We start from the raw sequence: 385 nt of genomic DNA, 5'->3' as shown, positions 1-385 counted from the left end.
ACCGGAAATGTTCGACAAGGCGGACGGGCAATTCGATATTGCCGCTCCCACCGACCTGCCGCAGGGATCGCCGTTCTATTGCCGCGAAGGCCTTTGCCTTGCCAGGCACCCTTCCGGCGCGATCGTCGCCTATGTCGAGGATCGCAAGAACACCTGGAAAGCCTGCGCCTTCGCCGACCTGATCGTCGTCAATGACGCGACCGCCTATGACGCCTGCCACAATCCGCTGGTTGTCGTCGTCACGAAACGGCAGCTCGCCCGCAAGGGAAGTGCTGCCGTCTTCTTCGATCCCCAGTCGGCCACAACCCCGGCTGTGATCGAATTCGCTGTCGACGGACCATACCGGCCCTGGCACGAGCAGCGAAAATTCTCACGCGAGGCGAGG

The 385-nt window shown here is 62.3% G+C and carries 1 pseudogene; it reads left to right on the top strand.

The annotated features are described in order from the left end of the window. Positions 1–385 (top strand): annotated as a pseudogene (locus tag EN852_RS35960) (competence protein); the annotation flags it as partial.

It is taken from the genome of Mesorhizobium sp. M2E.F.Ca.ET.209.01.1.1, assembly GCF_004010375.2.
Lineage (GTDB): Bacteria > Pseudomonadota > Alphaproteobacteria > Rhizobiales > Rhizobiaceae > Mesorhizobium.
Note: the sequence above shows the minus strand (reverse complement) of the source record. Positions and strands in the feature narration are given on the sequence as shown.